The sequence below is a fragment of the Lacibacter sp. H375 genome (genome assembly GCF_037892425.1).
In the GTDB taxonomy this organism is placed as follows: Bacteria; Bacteroidota; Bacteroidia; order Chitinophagales; family Chitinophagaceae; genus Lacibacter.
In genome coordinates this window covers 868,382-880,638 of the sequence record NZ_JBBKTT010000001.1, presented here as the reverse complement: position 1 = coordinate 880,638, position 12,257 = coordinate 868,382, and the positions used below count along the sequence as shown (strand labels likewise).

At 40.6% G+C, this 12,257-nt stretch carries 17 protein-coding genes; 4 read left to right on the top strand and 13 right to left on the bottom strand.

What is annotated here, in order from left to right:
* The first annotated feature begins 187 nt into the window (after positions 1 to 187).
* Positions 188 to 1,549 (top strand): RagB/SusD family nutrient uptake outer membrane protein, encoded by a 1,362-nt coding sequence (locus tag WG954_RS03805; protein ID WP_340433822.1) that lies wholly within the window; start codon positions 188 to 190, stop codon positions 1,547 to 1,549.
* 51 nt (positions 1,550 to 1,600) lie between these two features.
* On the opposite strand, the gene WG954_RS03800 is transcribed toward WG954_RS03805, so the two are convergent.
* The 7 genes from WG954_RS03800 to WG954_RS03770 all read right to left on the bottom strand — a co-directional run bounded on the left by WG954_RS03800 (position 1,601) and on the right by WG954_RS03770 (position 5,373).
* A complete protein-coding gene (locus tag WG954_RS03800) occupies positions 1,601 to 1,984 on the bottom strand; it encodes a hypothetical protein (protein WP_340433820.1) in 384 nt (127 codons plus the stop codon).
* 34 nt (positions 1,985 to 2,018) lie between these two features.
* Positions 2,019 to 2,468, bottom strand: coding sequence for a MauE/DoxX family redox-associated membrane protein (locus tag WG954_RS03795; RefSeq protein ID WP_340433818.1), 450 nt, complete (start codon positions 2,466 to 2,468; stop codon positions 2,019 to 2,021).
* A gap of 115 nt (positions 2,469 to 2,583) precedes the next feature.
* On the bottom strand, positions 2,584 to 2,952 hold the full coding sequence (locus WG954_RS03790; protein ID WP_340433816.1) for a helix-turn-helix domain-containing protein: 369 nt from the start codon (positions 2,950 to 2,952) through the stop codon (positions 2,584 to 2,586).
* Between the two features lie 47 nt (positions 2,953 to 2,999).
* Positions 3,000 to 3,650 carry a response regulator transcription factor gene (locus WG954_RS03785; protein ID WP_340433814.1) on the bottom strand — a complete coding sequence of 217 codons (651 nt, stop codon included), beginning with the start codon at positions 3,648 to 3,650 and terminating at the stop codon, positions 3,000 to 3,002.
* Complete coding sequence (locus tag WG954_RS03780; protein ID WP_340433813.1) at positions 3,643 to 4,308, bottom strand: sensor histidine kinase; 666 nt, start codon at positions 4,306 to 4,308, stop codon at positions 3,643 to 3,645. Before WG954_RS03780 ends, WG954_RS03785 begins: the two co-directional genes overlap by 8 nt.
* A gap of 44 nt (positions 4,309 to 4,352) precedes the next feature.
* Entirely contained in the window at positions 4,353 to 5,006 is a 654-nt protein-coding gene (locus WG954_RS03775; protein WP_340433810.1) for a hypothetical protein, read from the bottom strand.
* Positions 5,007 to 5,016: 10 nt separating this feature from the next.
* A complete protein-coding gene (locus tag WG954_RS03770) occupies positions 5,017 to 5,373 on the bottom strand; it encodes a hypothetical protein (RefSeq protein WP_340433809.1) in 357 nt (118 codons plus the stop codon).
* Between the two features lie 256 nt (positions 5,374 to 5,629).
* Between WG954_RS03770 and WG954_RS03765 the strand changes: the two genes are divergently transcribed.
* On the top strand, positions 5,630 to 5,845 hold the full coding sequence (locus tag WG954_RS03765; protein WP_340433806.1) for a hypothetical protein: 216 nt from the start codon (positions 5,630 to 5,632) through the stop codon (positions 5,843 to 5,845).
* 357 nt (positions 5,846 to 6,202) lie between these two features.
* Here WG954_RS03765 and WG954_RS03760 read toward each other — a convergent pair whose 3' ends face one another.
* The 3 genes from WG954_RS03760 to WG954_RS03750 form a co-directional block, all read right to left on the bottom strand.
* Complete coding sequence (locus WG954_RS03760) at positions 6,203 to 6,376, bottom strand: hypothetical protein (protein ID WP_340433804.1); 174 nt, start codon at positions 6,374 to 6,376, stop codon at positions 6,203 to 6,205.
* A gap of 1 nt (position 6,377) precedes the next feature.
* Complete coding sequence (locus tag WG954_RS03755; RefSeq protein WP_340433803.1) at positions 6,378 to 6,593, bottom strand: hypothetical protein; 216 nt, start codon at positions 6,591 to 6,593, stop codon at positions 6,378 to 6,380.
* Positions 6,594 to 6,934: 341 nt separating this feature from the next.
* The gene (locus tag WG954_RS03750; RefSeq protein WP_340433802.1) at positions 6,935 to 7,690 is read right to left on the bottom strand and encodes a hypothetical protein; all 756 of its coding nucleotides are present in this window, start codon (positions 7,688 to 7,690) and stop codon (positions 6,935 to 6,937) included.
* A 379-nt stretch (positions 7,691 to 8,069) separates the two neighbouring features.
* Here WG954_RS03750 and WG954_RS03745 point away from each other — a divergent pair, with 379 nt between their 5' ends.
* Together WG954_RS03745 and WG954_RS03740 are read left to right on the top strand one after the other, a co-directional pair.
* Entirely contained in the window at positions 8,070 to 8,696 is a 627-nt protein-coding gene (locus WG954_RS03745; protein WP_340433801.1) for a hypothetical protein, read from the top strand.
* Between the two features lie 43 nt (positions 8,697 to 8,739).
* Positions 8,740 to 9,363, top strand: a complete 624-nt coding sequence (locus tag WG954_RS03740; protein WP_340433800.1) for a hypothetical protein — start codon at positions 8,740 to 8,742, stop codon at positions 9,361 to 9,363.
* An 11-nt stretch (positions 9,364 to 9,374) separates the two neighbouring features.
* Here the strand turns inward: WG954_RS03740 and WG954_RS03735 are convergent, their stop codons facing one another.
* The 3 genes from WG954_RS03735 to WG954_RS03725 form a co-directional block, all read right to left on the bottom strand.
* A complete protein-coding gene (locus WG954_RS03735; protein WP_340433798.1) occupies positions 9,375 to 10,091 on the bottom strand; it encodes a GNAT family N-acetyltransferase in 717 nt (238 codons plus the stop codon).
* 56 nt (positions 10,092 to 10,147) lie between these two features.
* Entirely contained in the window at positions 10,148 to 10,501 is a 354-nt protein-coding gene (locus WG954_RS03730; RefSeq protein WP_340433797.1) for a hypothetical protein, read from the bottom strand.
* A 128-nt stretch (positions 10,502 to 10,629) separates the two neighbouring features.
* Positions 10,630 to 12,210: an MFS transporter gene (locus tag WG954_RS03725; protein WP_340433795.1), complete on the bottom strand. Its 1,581-nt coding sequence runs from the start codon at positions 12,208 to 12,210 to the stop codon at positions 10,630 to 10,632.
* Between the last annotated feature and the right edge of the window lie 47 nt (positions 12,211 to 12,257).

The following is a 12,257-nucleotide window of genomic DNA, read 5'->3' as shown; positions in this document are numbered from 1 at the left end:
CAAAAGTTGAAGCGACAGTAGTACAAAAGTTCAATCAGGGTACAATCCCGAAAACGGGGGGTAATCCCTGCCCGACGCAGGCGGGGTTTTTCGGGCGGCTTTTTGCCTGTCCCGTCCCTGCGGGAGTTACTTTTTTCCGCAAAAAAGGGACAAAGAAAAAAACATTAATCAATCAAAACAACAAAACATGAAATACAAATCATTTCTATACTTGTTACTTATCCTCTCAATCAGTTCCTGCAAAAAATATCTCGATAAAAAACCCGATGACAAACTCGCAGTACCAACCAAACTGCAAGACCTCCAGGCATTGCTCGATCAATCACAATACATGAATATTCAACAATCGCCTTCCTTCGGAGAAGCATCAGCCGATGACTATTTTTTACCAGACGCTAATTTTAACGCATTACCGGTCGAACAACAGGGAATATACACATGGAATAGGGGTGAGTATAAATTTCAAAACGATTGGTCCAAAGCATACCTGCCTGTTTACAATGCAAATTTTTGTTTGGAACAACTGGATAAAATCCCGGTAAATACAACCAATGAAACAGCATGGAAAAATGTCAAAGGCTCAGCGCTGTTCTTCAAGGCGTATAACTACCTCAACTTACTATGGGTCTTCGCAAAAGCATTTGATGAAGCTGCAGCAACAACCGATCTGGGTATTGTCCTTCGTAACAGCTCCGACTTTAATGTGCCTTCTGTAAGAGCAACTGTACTGGATTCATACAATGCAGTAATTAACGATTCAAAACAAGCCATCATGCTTTTACCCGATCATCCGGTTCATTGCATGCGTCCATCAAAAGCCGCAGCTTATGGCTTGCTGGCCCGTGCATACTTATCAATGCGAAAATATGATAGTGCCTTTGTATATGCCGGTCGTTGTTTGCAGCTGAGAAATGAGTTGATAGATTACAATGCCGATAGTGATATCAATGGAAGCATTACGTCAAACGTTCCGTTTAAACGGTTTAATAAAGAAACCATCTTCTATACCGAAACAAATACAAACTTTGCTATTCACCGCACATCAACCGGTAGAATCGACACAATGCTGTATGCACAATACAACAATAACGATTTACGCAAAACAGCGTTCTTCCGTCCGGTCACAGGTTACTATCAGTTCAAAGGAAATTATACGGGAAGTGGTTCACAGTTCTTTTCAGGAATAACAACAGCTGAACTGTTATTGATAAGAGCAGAAACACATGCACGGGCAGGTCGGGTAACAGAAGCGATGAACGATGTCAATAAGCTCATGATAAAACGTTGGAAGAATACAGTTCCCTTTCCTGCTTTCACAGCTAATACAAAAGAAGAAGCCCTCACAATCATACTTGCCGAACGTCGTAAAGAATTGTGTATGCGTGCCCTTCGTTGGATGGATATCAAACGTCTCAACAAAGAAAATGCAGCAATTATACTTACCAGAAAAATAGCAGGTCAAATATATACACTGCAACCAAATGCAAACTATTATGCCCTGCCGCTGCCAACCGATATTATCCAAATAACTGGAATACAACAGAATTAAAGAAGAGGCCTGCATCGCAGGCCTCTTCTGTTTTCATACATGCTCTTCTTACTATTCCTTATTCGAAAGTTGATTGATCGATGGAGCATCTGTAATACTTGTTACATAAGCAACACCTGTCGAGCTTTCAGTAGCTTGAATGGTCACACCTGATAAAGCTGTTGGTGTAGTAGGGTTATTGACATACGAACTGGTTACAGCTACACGACAGGCTTTTGTAGGATCATTGTCACATAATGAAAGATTCTTACCGATATACTTCCAGTAAGTATTGCTTTCATTTTCAACATTGGCTTCATCATAACCACCGCTTTGTGTATGATCAAATTCAAACACATACATGTCTTCTTGCGTGGCACTTTTCCTTGGTTGCGTAAAGGCAACAAGCAATACAGCAATTACAACTGCACTCATACTCAATAAATACTTTTTCATAAACTAAAATTTAAAAATGATCGCCTACTCTGTTTCAGGTTTTCGGCATACCCTGCCTACGTAGAAAGTTGAGAAGTTCATATAACTGAAATCTTCCAATAGCAATAAGATTAATAACAAGAAACCCAGCATTAAAAAACAAGTGTTCCTTCCAGCTCATCTTGTTCAGCACACCACCACAACTGCAAGGCAGTTCTTTAACAAACAACAACATGATCCCGATATAAAGAGTAAAAACAGATAGCAACACAAGCGAAGCATACAAGCCGGCCTTTCTTGTTTGTTCAAAAAACAGGAGCAGAACAACTACTAACTCAGTTGCGGGTAGCAACCAGGCAATAGTGTCTGCTCCATTATGAATCAGTGGTGATTCCGAAAGTGTTTGGGTGAATGCCCGGTAATCAAATAGCTTACTGAAAGCGGTGTAGGCAAACAGCAGTATCAGCAGGCTCGATGCAATTTGTAGTACAGGTAGCTTTTTCATCTTATTAGTTAAAGACGAATCAACCACTGTATCAAAGATTAAAATTCTGAATTCAAAAATTGAAATGCAAATAAAAGAAGTGCACTATTGTCAGAAAGAAGTGCACTTTTAACAATCAGGGTTTTGGGTTCTTACTTCGTTTGCGGTAGGCGATGGGTGTAGAGGATGTCTTCTGCTTAAAGAATCGAAAGAAATACTTTTCGCTTTTAAATCCGCTTTGAGTAGCTACTGCTTTCACAGGTAACGTTGTTTGTCTGAGTAATTTTTTTGCAAATGTCATTCGCTGCTCAAGCAGGTACACATGAATAGGCACACCAAATAAAAAATAAAAGCTTTGTTGAAGCTTGGTCCGGTTAATGCCTGTTTCAATCACAAGCTTTTGAATGCCGTAGTCAAGCCACGGCATTTTTCGCATACGGCTCTTTAACGAAGCAAGTACTTTCCGTTCTTCACGGCTTATTATAAATATTGTTGTCTTCTTCATATCGATGCAAACAAACCACCACTGATTGATGCATCTTTCCGCTGTTATCAGGGCTTGTAATAACCATGCTTAATCGCATAGATCGCAACACCCACTAAATTGGTTGATCCTGTCTTTTCAAATATCTTAGTCCTTATTTTCTCAATTGTTTTTACAGCCAGTTCTAACTGATCTGCGATTTCCTTGTTAGCCTTTTGTTCACAGATAAGCCGCATAACTTCAATTTCAGTAGCGGATAAATCTGCTTCTTCCTGTTTCTTGGACACTTTGCTTGCAGCAATCATTTTACTCAACTGCACACTGGTTTGCTCACAGAAATAAGAACCTCCTTCACTGGCAGTCTGTATAGCCTGCAGCAATTCTTCCTTCTTGCTGCTTTTTAATAAATAGCCATTCGCACCTGCTTCCATCATATCAACCACAAGCTCTTCTTGTCCAAACATCGTCAATGCTAATACACCTGTATTGGGTTGTGCACGCTTTACAATACGTGTCACTTCAACGCCGTTTTTGATCGGCATATCAATATCTGTAATAACAACATCCGGCTTTACATCTTCAATTAAAGCAAGCAATGCCTCTCCGTCACATGCTTCTCCCGCCAGTTCAATACTTTTTTCTTTTTTCAGCAGCAATTGAATACCTTCTCTGAAAAGCGAATGATCATCGGCAATTACAATTTTGATGGGGTTACTCATAATGTTTGTTTATTGGTAGTGCAAAATAAAATTCTGTTCCCTTGCCATGCTTACTGTTCATCTCCATATAACCGTTAAGCATGGTCACTCTGCTGCGCATACTCTTAATGCCAATACCATCTTTGCTGAAATCACTTTCCATGCCTTTACCGTCATCCTTATAAAAAAGATGAATCAGTCCGTTTCGCTCAACGAGAGTGAGTGTAACCTCTTTCGCATCAGAATGTTTAATGGCATTATGTACCAGCTCTTGTACAAGCCGGTAAATTTGTAAACCGAAATTTTGCGCAGGTTCTTTACTCAGCTTACAGTTAAATTGAAATTGAATTGTACTCACGCTGCTGTACCGGTTAAGAAAACGTTCAATACTCAAATGCAACCCTTTACCGCTTAATACATCCGGCGTAAGGTTTTTGGCAATTTCACGGAAACGTTCAGTTAACTCATGCAAACTCTGTTCGGCTTTACTTAAATATTCACGGTCTTCCTCTGCAGCTCCCTTACTGTTATGGATCAGCAAATGTGCAATAGATACAAGTGGTCCCAATTCATCATGAAGATCACGGGCTATCCGGTTGCGTTCCTGCTCCAGCAACTCCACTTCCTGCAGATAAAAGTTGCTTAAAAAAATAAAGTGCTTTCGGTGGTTGCGATACATCTTAACCGCAAAATATAGTAGCAAAGCCCCGATAACTGCAGCACTTATAATGAATGCAGTATATATTCTCGTTTCAATGGTATCCATAATGTGGCCAGGATAAAAAGGATGTTTGTAAAAAGGTTAATATAAGAGAACACCTCATAAATACGTATCCTGAATGTACTGCTTTGATTGAGTCCGTAAAACCAGAATAATTCCACAATAATGGTATAAGTAAAATAAACAATCATACCCATACAGATCAGGAAAACAGGATTACGGTATAACTTATGAGGCATCTGAAATAATAATTCATGCAGCAGGTCAATGGCCAGAAACACAAGTACGGTTGAGTAAATCACAATAAAGTAAGTATTAAAACTGGTAGTGCTTAGGTGATACACACATTCACACAACCAGAGAACAACATAAAACACTTGCAGGGCCACGTATCGTTTCTTATTCTTGAATAATCCTAAACGGTAAAACAATTGCGTTACAAGTAGGGCCTCTGCCAAAGCAAACAGGTTATAATAAACAGCATTCGAATAACCGTTTTCCATCACAATCAAACTGACCAGCTCAGTTACAAAACCTGCAGTCAGCAAGAGAATAAAAGGCAAATAGGCCGGATCAGTTTTTTTAATCCTGATCCAGCCAATCAATGCACCGGCACCTGCCGTTAAACTGAAAATCACATGTGTTTCAAAAACCATAAAGCAATCTTTAACTGTTTAAGACTGATGGATCCGGGCATATATCCGGGCATCGTAAACCTCGCTCTGCAATATCGTCTCCCTCTTCGGTTGATGTTAATGATTGCGATGGCAGAATATCATTGCCGTTCGCATCTGTGGGTACAATAATGGCATGTACTTTCAATTGCTCATCCATACCATAATAAATACGTAAGCCGGCACAACCGTTTTTTGCTAACAACGTATCAAAAGCTGCACGGTCAAAAGCTTCCGAACGGGCTAAAATATTCTGGTTCTGGTAAGCAGACTTCAGAATGTTTTCATGTTCCTGACGATACAATGTGGTCATATCAATGGCTTCTTGGAGGGAAATAAAATGGCTCATAAAATATAGATTTGGTGAACTACAAAGCACCACATTTATAAAACATAGAACAAGCGGGTTAACCCTCCACATATGATATGCTTACCCTCCTTTAACGGGAGGGTTTACCCTGCCGCAGCAGGAGGGTAAACCCTCCGCTTCCCGGTCAAAATACATAACTATATTTTTCATCACAAGAGGGTAAACCCTGTTGTAATTACGATCACCATAAAATAGCTTAGAGTAATTGAATTATTCCCTGACCAAACACCAAACCATGAAAACAGTACCCAACCGGATTCCTCCCCGTGTTGTACTCTATCCAAAAGATGTTGAGAATATCACCGGCCGTCGTGGTCGCACAGCACGCCAGCTTCTTCAAAAGATCCGCAACGCCCTCGGCAAATCCAAAGACGAATTCATCACCATCAAAGAATTCGCCCTCTTCACCGGCATCGATGAAGAACTCATCAAAGACTTCCTCCAATCCTGACACATCACTTCAACATTCATTGTTCATTCTTCATTATTTTCTCAGATTGCTTCGCCAAACAATCAGGGATCGCAAATACGCACGTAGGAAACAAGTTGCATAAAAGCAACATGCCACACATGAAATGTTCATGCAAGTACTAATGCACTTCATCACAGTAGTACAAAACTCGATCAAGGCGTAAACCGAAAACCAGGCTGTATATTGGTTTTCGGGCTCCTTTTTGGTTACTTTTTGGACAACCTGTCCCGATGAGCGAAGCATCTTCGGGAGCAAAAAGTGACAAAAGAAAATGCAAGCGCAGCGTAGCATCATAAAAAAGCCCCGAAATAAATCGGGGCTCTCAAACCAGTGTAACTATTTCTTCTTCCCAAACATCTTCTTCAACACAAAACTCACAACCAAACTCACCGCCGCACCAACAGCAGCTAGCACCACTGTCTTCAACAAATCATCTGCATTGATATTTGCAAAAAGAATCGTGATCGTTCCACCGGCCGTTCCTGTTTTCAAAAAAGACGGATGCTGCATACTAGTTGCGTTCATTCGTAACAGCCGTCTGGCTCACACTCCCTGCAACCGCACCGGCAACTGCTAAGTAACCGGCCACTTTAATCAGCACAGCAGGCAATGCAACAGGCGCTGCAAGAATGGCTGCACTCACACCCGCCAGGGCCACACCAATATTCCGTACCTGTTTAAAGAACTTCGGCGTACGTCGCTTCGCACGTTTCAAAATCTTTTTCATGTTTTGAATTTGTGATTTGAAAAAATGAAATGAAAAAACAAAGGGCAATACAATTCCTCATCCGCTCAGGAGTTATTTTTTAACGCAATAAATCATTGCTGAATCCAATCTTGGATAAGGCTCCGTCAGAGAAAGAAACGACTACCCTTTGTTTTCACTAACAACTAATGACTACCGCCTATCGGCTTTTCTTCCTTACCTGTTGCCAATTGTCCATTGCCCATTAGCTTTTCATCCTTGGATTTTGTCTTTTGGACATTAGGCCTTGGATTTTTCTTCCTTGCACCTTGCACCTTGTACCTTGTGCCTTGCACCTTGTTCCTTGTCCCTTGTGCCTTTCCTTAACCTCCGTTCACCTTAACAAGGCTCAATGCATTAAACGCTCCATTCTTCAAACTGTACTGGTTACCATTCACCTCCTGGTAAAACTCAATACCCAATGCAAGAAACAAAGGCTTCGTACTGTTTGCAGTCACCTGGTGACTGATATTCACCACGGCAGTGGGAGTGGAATTCATCGGCAACGAATTGATGTCTGCAACCGCAACCACGTACGTCTTGTTTTCAAAATCAATTTCAACACCTGCAGAAACCAATTTGAAATGCGTGGCACCACTTGGTGCAGCCACCATGTTCGTTGGAACAAATGAAGGGATACTCACACTCAGCTCACCACTTACACGATCAATGGTCGTAGTGTAAGGCGCAAACAATGAAGTGCCAAGTTTGCTGTTAGCGTTGAATTCAAAACCTTCCAGCAATTCAGCTTCACCGTCAATCACGTTACGCAATCCACGTTCATTGATCGCATCCGCCTGGATCACTTTCATCATCTCACGTGTTAAACGACTAAGCATTCGACTGTCTGCTGTGTTAAGTAATAAAGAACGCAGGGCAGTGCGTAATACTTTGCCCGCCTGTCCGGCCCTGCCAAACTCTGCACCATTCTCACGGGTACGTGCAAACGCAGGATCATTGGCAATACGCTCTGCATTCAGGCTGCCCTTCTCTCTTGCGAGATACCCGTCTTTGCTTTTGTAAAAAGTGATGTTACCGATTGTACCCTTCAATGGAAGGATTCCTTTTTGTTGTGCCATCGGTTTAAAATTTAAAACTGAATAAAATGAAAATGTTTCAGGGGTACATTTTTTTAAAACCCGTCAGTTGCAACGACACAACAAGATTACAAACACAATAAAGCGAACAGAAATCAACCCGCCGTTTTTGCCGCATTATGCCAAAAGTGATTGTTTAAGCCGAAAATGTATAGCTATGCCGGAAAGGCCTTACTCCCATGTAAAGCCTACGCAAAGGCATACATAAAGTATCAGCAAGGCAATAGGACAATGACACGCACATGCTTTTTTAAACACAGATATAAAGAAAGAAGAAAATGCAAAGCCGTGCATTTTGATTTTGCAGAAACAAGCGCTATTTTGAAAAGGACATTGTATAACCGGTTTAACCGCTTTTCTTATGCTGCGTTTGATTATTTGCTTTTTACTTCTCCTGTTACTTGACTCCTGTTTTAAAAAAGGTGAAGATGATCCTTTTGTTTCGCTGCGTACACGTAAAGACCGTGTTGCAGGGAAGTGGAGGGTAACGTCTATAAATAAGGTTGATAGTACTTCTTACGGAGATGGTTCGCAAGTGAACAAATGGTTTTACAAACTGAACGAAGGGGAGTACATTGATTCGTATGTGTATGTTTTAAATTACCAGGTAAGAGAGATAAGAGTGAAAAAAGGGAAGCGGATACTTTATTATGAATTTGAGAAGAACAGGGGCTATCGTATGTATGATTATACAGATAGTGATACAACGATTGTAAAAGGTAAATGGACTTTTAACGATAAGTCGGAATACGTCAAAAAGAAAATCGGTATTTACATCTATCCGTCAGAAGCCTATTCTACAAATTTATTTTTTGATGGAACCCGCACTTCATATCTGTTAAGCGGTGGCCAATACCTCTGTAACATACGTGAGCTGCGTCATAAGAAAATGGTTTGGGAAGATTTTTATGAGTATAAACCTGATGTGAGCGGTACCTCTTTTACCACAGCGAAGAGCAATTCGGTTGTAACGCTGGAGCCGAGATAATTGCCGAACACCCATCATTATTATTTATGAATCACTATAACAAATGAGAACATACTTTATTCTGTTTTTAATTATCAGTTCTGCTTTATTATCCTGTTTCAGAAAAGGAGAGGATGATCCTTTTATTTCTTTACGTTCGAGAAAAGCCAGGGTGGAGGGGAAGTGGAAAGTAAAAACTCTTTCAATTAAGCAATCGAACATTTATAAGACATATACAGATGAGTTTTTTCAAACAATTAAAAACGGTATACATACAGACTCAGTCGTTGAATATATAAATGGAGTTCAGGTTACATCCAGTACAAAAATCAACCGGAGAGTGCTTTATTATTTCACAAAAGGTGGGCATTTTGAAATGTATGACTACAGAGGCGAAAAGGATACATCCATACTTACAGGCACCTGGGCTTTTAACATAAGGGGTGGAGGTAAGAAGCACAGGGAGTTGATCTACATTAATATTGAACGAAATTTGCCCATTTCAATGGGACAGCAGAGATACTGGATTTTATATCGAGAGACATTTAATCATTTTCTTTGTCAGCTGCAGGAATTAAGGCATGAGAAAATGGTTTGGTTGGATCATTATGTTGAAACGAATATGAACCCTACAGGCGAATACCTTGGTTATGCCAGAGAATCATATATTGAGCTTGAGCCGGAATAGCAGCTCTTTCTTTATCCCTGCTGTTCTTTCAAAAACTCCATCAGCATCGCATCATACAACTCCTGCAGGTTGCAGCTAATATAAGGCTGCCATGCATCTGTTAAACGGTTATACACTTCTGTTGCATCTTTAGCAGGAAATAATTTGTAATCAAACTTAGTTGTATGCAGACTGATATAACCGGGATAGAAATATGTTTTTTGTAAACGCATGGCCTCTTCTAATTTTTTTAAGAGCAACACTTTTCCCAAACTGTATTTCTTAAAAGCAGGATCATAAATACTTAATAAACCCATGAGCGATGTCTCCGCTTCATCATAACAACCTGCGGCAATCAGCTGCCCCTTGTAACGAAGGGTGAGTAGTTTAGTGTTGAATACATTTTCAGTTCTGTCGCCCAGTAAATAAGCCCTTGCTGAATCACTCATGTCGAAATCAAGCTGCTCACGGTAGTTGGTAAAAAGCTCTTCCAACTCATCGGTGAATTGTAAAGGTTCAATGCTGCAACTGAATTGTTCACATGCACGTAAAAGCTTCTCACTTTTTTTACTGTGTTGATAATCTTTTAAACGGTAACGCAACCAGAACACGGCAAAGAACTCATCTTCTTTTGCAATAAGATCAGTAGTGATGAGCATTTGATGAATACGGTACCAGCCCTTGCTTAAATACGCATCAAGCAATTGCGGACTCACTTCTTCCGGATAAAAATGCTGGTAATAGATCATGGAACGGCAAAACTGCTTCAGCAGGAAAGATACGGCAGGCAGCATTTAGTTGACCCCTAAACTGCCGTATCAATTTCCAGCAACACGGTTACCTGTTCATAGCCAGCTAATTTATAGTCGCCGGTGTTCACACAAAATTCCTTGAGATTATGCGGCGAATGATGCATCACTTCGCCCATAGGTTGTAATTGATACATCTCCGCATGTTCAGCATGGTTTGCCAATACAAGACAATCGGGTGAAGCAGCTGTTTGTGATCGGTCGATGATGCGCCAGCCGATATTGAGCGGTGGTTGATTGGGATCTTTTGTATTGAGCTGTTTACTGAGAATACTGCAGTTCACATAAGCTCCGTGAATAAGCAGTTTAATTTCGGGTTGCTGAGCGGTAAGTTGTGCAATAAGGATCATGCGTTGTTATTTAGAATACGAAACTAGGAGGGTAGCTTGCAGTCTATTTGCGAAGTGAATCTTCTGTAAAAAAAAATGCCAACCTTTTTAGGGTTAGCATTTTTAGCTCAATTAATATCGTTTTTATCTTACAAATCATTAATCACTTTATACTTCGGCACTAATGTTTTCATTACTCCCCATGCCACTAAATATGCAACCGCACAAATGGTAAACATAATCGTGTAAGATGTGGTCATCTGCGCCTGCACCAGTGGTTTTTGTAATTGCATTAATTGGTCAAAGGCAGATGCATCGATATTTTTTAATTGTTCGGCTACTTCTTTTGTTAAACCGTTCAGGTCTGTTTGATTAAGATTTACTGCATCTCCATATTTGGTCACAAGTTTCAGGTCACGGATCTGTGTAACATAATTACCTAATCCATTTGCCTGGGCTTTTACCCATGCTTCTGCAATACCGGCCGCTTTATAAGTATCAAATAAATAACCACCGAGTTTAGAAAGGATAACACCACCAAAACCTCCGGCCATACCACCGATACCTACCACCGAACCAATTGCTTTTTTCGGAAACATATCACTCACGGTCGTAAAGATGTTGGCGCTCCATGCCTGGTGAGCCGATGCTCCAATACCAATTAATAATACGGGCACCCAATAACTGATATGACCAAATGGTTGAGCCAGTAATACCACCAAAGGAACCAAGGCGATCAGTAACATGGCTTTCATGCGACCATCATAAGCGAGATAACCTTTCTTGATAAAGTACATCGGAAGCCAGCCGCCACCAATACTGCCGATCATGGTCATACTATATAAAGTCATGATCGGAATATTAATATCAGCCTTCGTCATGCCGTATTGTGCTTTCAAAAAAGCCGGAAGCCAGAAGAGAAAGAACCACCATACACCATCGGTCATAAACTTACCAAAAGCAAATGCCCATGTTTGTTTATAACCAAGCAGTTTACCCCATGATACTTTTTCTTTTTGCTTGTCGTTTTGAGGAGCTGCAACTTCGTCTTCACCACTTTGTATATAGTTTAATTCCGCAGCCGATAATCTTTTTTGTTCTTCGGGTTTATCGTAAAACCAGATCCACAAACCCATCCAGATAAAACCTACACCACCAACCACAATAAATGAGCCTTGCCAATTCCAAACACCCAATAAAAAGTTTACAACGGGAGCAGCAACGATGGCACCAATATTTGCACCAGAGTTAAAAATACCTGTTGCCAGTGAACGTTCTTTCTTAGGAAAGTATTCCGCTGTTGCTTTAATAGCAGCAGGGAAGTTTCCGGCTTCACCAATTGCAAGTACTGCTCTTGCCAACATAAACCCTAATACAGAAACAGAACCAATGGTCATACCAAAGGCAGCCACCAGTTTACTGAAACCTGTACCAAGTGGAATAGCTGCGGCATGGATCATTGCACCAACAGACCATACAATAATTGCTACGACAAACCCTTTTTTAGTACCGAGTTTATCGATCACCTTTCCCGCAAAGAGCATAGAAATTGCATACACCAATTGAAATACGATGGTGATGTTTGCATAATTTGAATTGGTCCAGCCATATTCTCCTTCCAGAGTAGGTTGTAACAAACTCAACACCTGTCTGTCGAGATAGTTGATGGTTGTAGCAAAGAAGAGTAGAGCACAGATCGTCCACCTGTATTTACCTATGGCTTGTTGCATGTTCGTTGTTTTATCCGCCGCTTTCAAACGATTTGATTCGTTCTTGA

Coding starts and splice junctions, on each gene's coding strand:
- WG954_RS03805 (WP_340433822.1), top strand. CDS start 188: ATGAAATACAAATCATTTCTATACTTGTTACTTATCCTCTCAATCAGT.
- WG954_RS03800 (WP_340433820.1), bottom strand. CDS start 1,984: ATGAAAAAGTATTTATTGAGTATGAGTGCAGTTGTAATTGCTGTATTG.
- WG954_RS03795 (WP_340433818.1), bottom strand. CDS start 2,468: ATGAAAAAGCTACCTGTACTACAAATTGCATCGAGCCTGCTGATACTG.
- WG954_RS03790 (WP_340433816.1), bottom strand. CDS start 2,952: ATGAAGAAGACAACAATATTTATAATAAGCCGTGAAGAACGGAAAGTA.
- WG954_RS03785 (WP_340433814.1), bottom strand. CDS start 3,650: ATGAGTAACCCCATCAAAATTGTAATTGCCGATGATCATTCGCTTTTC.
- WG954_RS03780 (WP_340433813.1), bottom strand. CDS start 4,308: ATGTATCGCAACCACCGAAAGCACTTTATTTTTTTAAGCAACTTTTAT.
- WG954_RS03775 (WP_340433810.1), bottom strand. CDS start 5,006: ATGGTTTTTGAAACACATGTGATTTTCAGTTTAACGGCAGGTGCCGGT.
- WG954_RS03770 (WP_340433809.1), bottom strand. CDS start 5,373: ATGAGCCATTTTATTTCCCTCCAAGAAGCCATTGATATGACCACATTG.
- WG954_RS03765 (WP_340433806.1), top strand. CDS start 5,630: ATGAAAACAGTACCCAACCGGATTCCTCCCCGTGTTGTACTCTATCCA.
- WG954_RS03760 (WP_340433804.1), bottom strand. CDS start 6,376: ATGCAGCATCCGTCTTTTTTGAAAACAGGAACGGCCGGTGGAACGATC.
- WG954_RS03755 (WP_340433803.1), bottom strand. CDS start 6,593: ATGAAAAAGATTTTGAAACGTGCGAAGCGACGTACGCCGAAGTTCTTT.
- WG954_RS03750 (WP_340433802.1), bottom strand. CDS start 7,690: ATGGCACAACAAAAAGGAATCCTTCCATTGAAGGGTACAATCGGTAAC.
- WG954_RS03745 (WP_340433801.1), top strand. CDS start 8,070: ATGCTGCGTTTGATTATTTGCTTTTTACTTCTCCTGTTACTTGACTCC.
- WG954_RS03740 (WP_340433800.1), top strand. CDS start 8,740: ATGAGAACATACTTTATTCTGTTTTTAATTATCAGTTCTGCTTTATTA.
- WG954_RS03735 (WP_340433798.1), bottom strand. CDS start 10,091: ATGATCTATTACCAGCATTTTTATCCGGAAGAAGTGAGTCCGCAATTG.
- WG954_RS03730 (WP_340433797.1), bottom strand. CDS start 10,501: ATGATCCTTATTGCACAACTTACCGCTCAGCAACCCGAAATTAAACTG.
- WG954_RS03725 (WP_340433795.1), bottom strand. CDS start 12,210: ATGCAACAAGCCATAGGTAAATACAGGTGGACGATCTGTGCTCTACTC.